Source organism: Psychrobacter sp. H26, from assembly GCF_059073035.1.
In genome coordinates this window covers 1-7,493 of record NZ_JCACRW010000003.1, presented here as the reverse complement: position 1 = coordinate 7,493, position 7,493 = coordinate 1, and the positions used below count along the sequence as shown (strand labels likewise).

Sequence of the window (7,493 nt, the reverse complement as noted above, 5' to 3'; positions counted from 1 at the left end):
CAATGTATTCTAGGTAAGGCGATAAAAAATATGATACGAATGCATTATCCTCTGTGCGAAGCAGCATACCATCCGCCATCACATTACCCTTATAGTTACACATCACGGCATGCTTTGATGCACCAACGCTAAATCGGCTAAAATCGTTGATACAATGATCGCGAAACAATGTTAATGCATCGGGTCCTGTGATGCGTGCAGGCATTGGCGGATTTAGCCCAGCGTGCAAGTAGCAGCTCTCTTTCCATGAAAGGACTTCTGTTTTCCAGTCCATAAATTGATAAGGATAAAGATGCCCAAACGCCACATTGTAATCGGCAACGTCTTTAAAAAAAGGAATATAAGGGCTATAGGGAATAGTATTCTCTTGCTTCATCGGTGACTCCCGTCATTAAGTAGCATGCGTCATCTCAAGTAATTGCTGTTTAAGGGCATGTAAATCTTTTTTGGCAGTGAGCTTGCCGCCGTGTAATAAATGGGTGAACCAAATGCCATCGGCTGCCATTCTAGCTACTTCAAGCTGTAGGCTGTTATCGGTCTTTTGATGCTTCACCATACGTCCTGCCATCCACACATCCCAACGCTCAACTAACTCAGGTCTAGCACACAGCGAAAATGTCAAAGCTGAAGATAATCTATCATCAATACAGGCAAAGAAAGTGGCATGGATATAGGCTCTAGTAAAACGACCATAATCGACTGTATCTTTAGCTAATAAGTCGTCAAGCAACTTGTCAAGCATCGCTAATTCACGGTCAAATACAGCTTCAATTAGAGCCTTTTTATTGGGAAAATGATGAAATAAAGCCCCTTTAGTGACCCCTGCCTCAGTTGCCACCTTATCAATGCTTACCCCTGCAAAGCCGTGCGTAGTCATTAAACTTGCGGTACTTTGTAATAAGCGATGCCGCACCATGTCAGGGTTTTTTTTAGGTCTATTCAGGTTAGTCATTAGCCATGTCCACTCATTTTAGAAAAGCCATTAATCACCACTACTCCAATCACAATCAGTGCAATACCTACAATGGCCGCCATATCTGGTTTTTGCTTAAAGACCAAGACGCCAATAACCACTGTTAAGATAATCCCAAGACCACCCCAAGTTGCATAAGCAATGCCAATGGGTAAGGTGCGTAATGCCTGTGCCAGCATAAAAAATGATCCTGCATAAAATACCCCACAGATAAGAGTCGGCACAAGGCGAGTGAAATGCTCAGATTTGCCTAAAAACGTGGTAGCGATGACTTCAAGTACGATGGCAAAAAACAGAGCAGCATAGGATAAAAGCGAGTTCATAAAATTAACCAGTAGGAAAAAACCCTATTATACATACCAACTGGTTGGTATACATAATAAAATTTGTGAATTTTTTATGTTAAATTTCCTTAATGGGTCAGCATAGAATCCGGAAAGATTATAACGCTAAGTGATTTATTTGAGTTGATGAGCTGAAAGCAAAGCTTTTAAGTCATCTTGTTTTATTTAAGTATATTACTGGTTTTTCCCTGTACAGAACCTGAAGGGACTTGAAGTAGTGACACTACCTGCATTGATATTTACATGTGCAATAATTGGTGTAATGATATATGTCATTATGGCAGGCTATGCTCGACAATGATTAAAAAGCCCAAAATCTCGTTAGAATTTCAACTGAGCTGGCACATCGTTTATGGGACTTGCAGGAACTTGGCTAGTGGTCAAAAGTTAAGAAGTTTTACAGTTGCTATATACGGTTTACCTTCAGCTAAATTGATATCAGGTCTGTGAATAGAGTATACCCCAGCGGAACTAGCTATTTCACTCCAAAAACCTATTAACAGACTACTCAAAACAGACTGTCATTGTGGAACCACTTAAAACAGGCTAATCAAACACCTCTGAATGGCTACCCAGCCTAACAAAATCTACCGTATCGCTCTGAACACGGTAGATAAGCACCAAATCAGGCTTAATATGGCAATCCCTAAACCCTTTATGATTGCCGGTCAACGCATGGTCTTTGTATTTAGCCGGTAGCGGTATATCGTTCGTCAAACAATTAAGCACCTCGCCCCATGCAGGAGTGAGCAAGCTTAGATAATTCTTTTTGGCATCTCTCTTAAACTGACTGGATACTTCAATGGATCTCATCAGCCTCGCCTTCTAGCTCATCCATCAAATCACCAAAGCTATCGTACTTAGTGCCGTTACCGCTCGCGACCTCTGCAATAGCAGCAAGTGTTTGCGCGTTGAGCTTAGGTTGTTGATAGTCAAAAGACAGAGGAATCGCATTAGTATCGGCTACTTGGTTCAAGAACAGTCTTATGGCTTGTGAAGGCGTTAGACCATAGCTTTCAAGAACAGAGAAAGACCTATCTTTCAGATCCTGGTCAAGCCGTATATTATAATTAGTTGTAGTCATAGCAATCACCTTTCGCTTATATTCGTACCCCCAATATAAGCGAAAGGTGATTAAACCTCAATAACTTTAGCGTTCTACCTTCTCGCTAATCTAAGGGGTAATAGTCTGCTCATTTAATCCAGCAAGAAAATCATCAACCGTTTTCTCAATGCTTTTTTGCATGACATACAGATCAGAAGTGGAGTACTTCCCCAGCTGATTTCTTTCATCCATGACTTCAAACAGCTTGCTTCTGACCACTTCTTCGTGTGTTTTATCGTCAATCAACAGCAAATTAAGCTTCACGACAGCTCTATTGTAGGCTTCTTGAGTGGCTTCAAGTTGAAGGCTTTTATTGCTAGCTACTGATACACCGATCATGCTCATAAATAACTCCGCTACTAGAATCATCTGTAGCTACAGATGATTTTTTTAGGTTAATAAGTTGTTTGTACCAGCCTAAGATTATGCCAGTGAATGACGAGAAGTAACGCTCTTATAATCCCTTTTTTGTAGCAGATTTTACGACAGATAAAAGACCCGTTATTTTCTACCTAATTTAATGACTACACCATACGCACCCTAAAGGGACTGCCAAATAGCTGATATTGTTAGGTTTATTGAAATTGAAGTGTTTGCAAAGTGCAAACAAAATCGTTCTTAGTTATTGATTTATAAAGAAAAAAGGTGTTTACAATCTGTAAACAGCCAAGTTGAAAAACAGTGAAAAATAGCCCTTTTTTACCGCCTTTTGCTGCAAAAATCACGCTTTCCTAACAAGCGAATTTATGGTGTAGTAAGTACACTTTAGTAAAATAACACTCAATTATAGGAAAAAAATGGCGATGAACTATGCAATTTTGAGGACGGCAAAATTAAAGACGATGGGCAACATTGGTGGCAGTCTTGCACACAGCTACCGAATGATAGAAACGCCCAATGCTGACCCCAACCTCACCCCTAAAAATCATCATAGCGTTGCTACCCCTGAAGCCGTCAAACAGATAATAAAAGATCGACTTCCTGAAAAAAGACGCGCTGATGCGGTGCTATGTATTGAGTATTTGATCACCGCCAGTCCTGAATGGGAAGGTTGGGGAAAAAGCCAAGAAGCTGAATTTTTTAAGCGATCTGCTCAGTGGCTCATGGATAAACATGGAGAAGGAAATATTGCAGGTATGAGTATTCATCGGGACATAAGTACACCGCAGCTGGTCGCTTATGTCGTTCCTATTGACCAAAAAGGGAAGCTCAACTGTAAGGGTTTTCTAGGCGGCAGGGTTAAGTTAAATCAGATGCAAACCGATTTTGCCAACACGGTCGCTGATTTAGGGCTAACGAGGGGCAAGGAAGGCTCTAAAGCCAAACATACCAGCATCAAGGAGTATTACCACGACATCAATCACGCGCGAGATTTTAGTATTACGACCGTAGCGCCTAAGCCTGAAATGTTTGAAAGCAAGGCTAGATATGGGGAAAAGGTCACAATAGCCGTTATTGAGCAAGTAGAACCCACTGTGAAGGCAGCAAACAGCATCCTGATGGACTACGAGAAGGCTAGATTGGATAAAAACGTTGCGGAAGCGAGCTATGACACCCTTAAAAAACGTGTTGAGCCTTACCTAGTGGCAATTCAAGGTTTAAATCAAGAGGAAATCGCTAGATTGAATGAAGCAATGCAGCTAGAAAGCCGTAAAATCGCCATAGAGAGAGTTAAATATGAAAGGGCTAGGTATCTATCAAAATAGAGAATGAAGGCTGTTAAATCTAATTACGTAGGCATATAGAGTGGTTTCTATACCTCATTACTAAGGTTAAAGAAAAATAAAATCAATAGAATGCTAAAAAATTTATAAATTTTAAAAAACCTACTGCTTTGGATGAAGTCAAAAATAAACTGATAAATAATTTTGAAAGTGTTGATCGATTATCTGATCCAAAAGAGAACAAAAAAGCCTCTGATATTTCGAGGTAACTAGGGCTTTTTTCTTTTATCTTTTCAGTTAGTAAAAAAAATAAGAAAATGCTTTTAATGCTTTTAATGCTTTTAATAGCTTTTAAGCTCGCTGTAGCCCTTACTGTTACTGACTTTCAGACCCCATTAAAGGACGTTTAGTTACCCATTAAAGGACGTTTAGTTACCCATTAAAGGACGTTTAGTTACCCATTAAAGGACGTTTAGTTACCATTAAAGGACTATTTATAATTTGACCTTTAGATGACTTAATGTAATATGTCATTAAATACTTATGGATAAGATGGTTATGCACACTAAAAAAAACCTAGTCGTAAAAACTAATCAACTGAATCAGGCATTACAAACTTTATCATTGGCTGAAGTGCGAATTATTCAACTAGCCATAGTTGATGCTAGAGAGACAGCCACAGGATTAAGTACAGACAAGCCGTTACGAATTGATGCCACTCGTTATGCAGAGGTATTTGAAACTACACGGCAAAATGGCTATAAACGCATGAAAGAAGCTGAAGAAACCCTATTTAATAGACGTTTTACCTACCTTGATGATAATGGTAAGCCGATTAAAAGCCGTTGGTTGCAGCAGGTACAATATCATGATGGTGAGGGCGCAATAGAAATAGTATTTACTCTTGCTGTTGTAGAAGGTATCAGCCGTATCAATGGCTTAGAACAGTTTTTTACCTCGTATTTGCTAGAGCAAACGACACAGTTTGATAGTGTTTATTCAGTACGCCTTTATGAGTTATTGACGCAATGGCGCACAGCTAAAAAAACACCATGTTTTGAGATAGGGGTTTTTAGAGACCAGATGGGGCTAGGAATCAATGAATACAAAGCGATGTGTGATTTTAAGAAACGTGTTTTAGACCTTGCTACAGATGAGATTAACAAAAAATCGGATCTTAAAGTCAAATATGAGAACGTAAAAAAGGGACGCAAAATTATAGGTTTTACTTTCACTGTTCATGAAAAGCCAAAAGCTAAGACTGATGTAGTTAGTAAGGAGCGCGACGCCAGTACAGCAGATATGTTCACGGTTGATGGACTGAATGATAAGCAGCTAGGGCGTATTGCTCGTAACCCTGCTTTTATGGCGGAATACAATCATTTAGTAAGTCCTACCAGCCTAGCTGGACAGTCACAACAAGGATGGGAATTTGAAATGATTAACCGCCTTAAAAAAGACCCTACACAGTTTAATAAACGTCCTATCAAAGAATATCTTGAATACTAGGTCTGATGAGTGTGTTAGATGGGTTCGGTTCCCTAGTGAGGACTTGAACGCTAAACTGTGGGTTAATGGTATTAACGTTTTAACTTGCTGAGATAAGCACAGTGTACTTCATGGTGTACTTACCACACATATTCTATTAGTGATTGGTGCGATTCAGGTTAAGGAGAGATGCGCCGCTATTCGTTTTCCCCATTCAGAGTTAGAAATGAAGCCAATATTTTCTGACTTTATTTCTTCTAAAATAGTATAACAAGCACTAAGCTGGTTAATAGTATTGATGATCTCAGTTTTTTGACGTTTCGCTTCAGTAAGTTTTTTGGAAATAGTAATTAAATCTTTATCAATATTGAGAGTGCCATTGAAATGATCATTTAGGTGTCTTTTAAATTCATTAAGAGTAAAACCGATAGCTTGTGCGCCTTTAATCATTTTAATACGCTCAATACATTCAGGATGAAATTCAGTGTATAGGCGTGATCCTGCTTGGCGTTTTCGAGATTTCAGTAACCCCATCTCATCGTAATGACGAATAGTATCTTTGGTTGTGTTAGCTTGGGCTGCTAAAGCTCCTATTAATAAGAATGATGTATCAGATTCCATACCATATACCTTAAAAATATAATTTTTATCTAGTTTTAAATAACTATACCGCAACCTATAAAATACTATTGGCTTCTGAATATGGTGTACCCCAAAACAGACGTAGGGCTTGTTCTGTTGGTCTAAAAAATAGTAAAACCTTTAGTTTTCCAGAGCCTACCACACAAAGCTTCATTACCTGTGAACAGGCGATTGGTGATTTGCCTAATGAAACTATTGGAGATGTTGAGGGCTATTCCATTGAAGCCCAAATTAACTATCAGCGACTAATGCGAATGGATAGCAATATTTCATATTTTTTTGTTTTCTGTGCTGACACAAAACCGCCTTTCAAGGCAACGCCTTAGTATCAATATCACGGTTACGAGGTAGGGTAAGATAAGGGAAACGGCTCACCTTGGCCCGTATCTTTTTTTGTCGTTTGCCTGGATTACCCCAGATAACCTCTAAGGTGGTACCTTCGATAGCATACTCAGTTTCAATAACCGCCAAAGAAATCATACGACGGTAATAAAACGAATAAATACGTCCGCTTGAAATACCTATACTGCGATTATCGATCTGTACCTCATCTGCCACAACAATAGAACTCTGCGTTGTCCAAATAGGATTGGCTGGGAATTCCATAAACTCAAAAGACTCACCAGACTCAAAATAAGAGGCATAGATATCTTTAATATCGTCCGCATACCATTCAAGCGTTACAATTTTTTTTGCTTGCTGCTGCATGACAACTTCAAGGGCGGCTCTGCCAACGAAGTCATGATCAAAGGTGATCATATGCCCCCAACCTAAATCGATAGGGTTAAAATAACGACGGGTGATATCGACACCTGCACTGCCTGGCAGTTTGGCAAGCAAAGCATCGTATTTGCCATTTAAATAGTCCATAAAGTCTTCATCTTGGGTCCAAGCAGGTAAAAAGTGGATAAAGGCTTGGGCAAAACCATTTTCCGTATGATTCATGCCATAAGCACGCATCCCTAGACGAACTAAGTTAAACGGTTGTCCTGCTGCCATTAAGGCTTGATAAACCAATGGAGCATCTCTGATATCCCCATGCACCTCATACGCCAGTGTGCCTGCTACGCCCAACCGAAAAATCCGCACAGCAATACCTGTTGGTGGTAGTTCATCCCCGTAGATATGCACTGTGCGATGCCAAATAAATTTAATATCACTGAGGGATTCTTGGGTGGCTGCCTCGAGAATTTTCAAAGATAAGGGACCACCCAGTTGGAACAGAAAGGATTTGCCTGTCAAATCTTCGATATTGACATCATAGTTGCCACGACTGG

Annotated in this window: 10 protein-coding genes and 1 pseudogene; 3 read left to right on the top strand and 8 right to left on the bottom strand. The window is 39.7% G+C overall.

What is annotated here, in order from left to right:
* The 6 genes from AC5JPT_RS13575 to AC5JPT_RS13550 form a co-directional block, all read right to left on the bottom strand.
* The coding region (locus tag AC5JPT_RS13575) for a hypothetical protein (RefSeq protein ID WP_493858498.1) at nt 1-376 on the bottom strand (376 nt) is incomplete at its 3' end.
* Between the two features lie 15 nt (nt 377-391).
* Nucleotides 392-952, bottom strand: coding sequence for a TetR/AcrR family transcriptional regulator (locus tag AC5JPT_RS13570; protein WP_493858497.1), 561 nt, complete (start codon nt 950-952; stop codon nt 392-394).
* A complete protein-coding gene (locus AC5JPT_RS13565; protein ID WP_490599153.1) occupies nt 952-1,296 on the bottom strand; it encodes a DMT family transporter in 345 nt (114 codons plus the stop codon). The genes AC5JPT_RS13570 and AC5JPT_RS13565 overlap by 1 nt, the downstream gene beginning before the upstream one ends.
* Before the next feature lie 567 nt (nt 1,297-1,863).
* On the bottom strand, nt 1,864-2,130 hold the full coding sequence (locus tag AC5JPT_RS13560) for a type II toxin-antitoxin system RelE/ParE family toxin (protein WP_015060936.1): 267 nt from the start codon (nt 2,128-2,130) through the stop codon (nt 1,864-1,866).
* Nucleotides 2,117-2,401 carry a type II toxin-antitoxin system RelB/DinJ family antitoxin gene (locus AC5JPT_RS13555; RefSeq protein WP_025651143.1) on the bottom strand — a complete coding sequence of 95 codons (285 nt, stop codon included), beginning with the start codon at nt 2,399-2,401 and terminating at the stop codon, nt 2,117-2,119. Before AC5JPT_RS13555 ends, AC5JPT_RS13560 begins: the two co-directional genes overlap by 14 nt.
* A 90-nt stretch (nt 2,402-2,491) precedes the next feature.
* Nucleotides 2,492-2,767: a hypothetical protein gene (locus AC5JPT_RS13550; protein ID WP_087040377.1), complete on the bottom strand. Its 276-nt coding sequence runs from the start codon at nt 2,765-2,767 to the stop codon at nt 2,492-2,494.
* A 452-nt stretch (nt 2,768-3,219) separates the two neighbouring features.
* On the opposite strand from AC5JPT_RS13550, the gene mobV reads away from it, so the two are divergent.
* Nucleotides 3,220-4,128: a MobV family relaxase gene (gene mobV, locus AC5JPT_RS13545; protein ID WP_227502687.1), complete on the top strand. Its 909-nt coding sequence runs from the start codon at nt 3,220-3,222 to the stop codon at nt 4,126-4,128.
* Nucleotides 4,129-4,644: 516 nt separating this feature from the next.
* The gene (repM, locus tag AC5JPT_RS13540; RefSeq protein ID WP_084212265.1) at nt 4,645-5,595 is read left to right on the top strand and encodes a replication initiation protein RepM; all 951 of its coding nucleotides are present in this window, start codon (nt 4,645-4,647) and stop codon (nt 5,593-5,595) included.
* 153 nt (nt 5,596-5,748) lie between these two features.
* Here repM and AC5JPT_RS13535 read toward each other — a convergent pair whose 3' ends face one another.
* Nucleotides 5,749-6,195: a MerR family transcriptional regulator gene (locus tag AC5JPT_RS13535; protein ID WP_493858496.1), complete on the bottom strand. Its 447-nt coding sequence runs from the start codon at nt 6,193-6,195 to the stop codon at nt 5,749-5,751.
* 53 nt (nt 6,196-6,248) lie between these two features.
* Between AC5JPT_RS13535 and AC5JPT_RS13530 the strand changes: the two are divergent.
* Nucleotides 6,249-6,542, top strand: a pseudogene (locus AC5JPT_RS13530) (DNA cytosine methyltransferase); the annotation flags it as partial.
* On the opposite strand, the gene AC5JPT_RS13525 reads toward AC5JPT_RS13530, so the two are convergent.
* Nucleotides 6,526-7,493: hypothetical protein (locus AC5JPT_RS13525; protein WP_493858495.1), on the bottom strand; the 968-nt coding region annotated here is incomplete at its 5' end. The pseudogene AC5JPT_RS13530 and the gene AC5JPT_RS13525 sit on opposite strands and share 17 nt — an antisense overlap.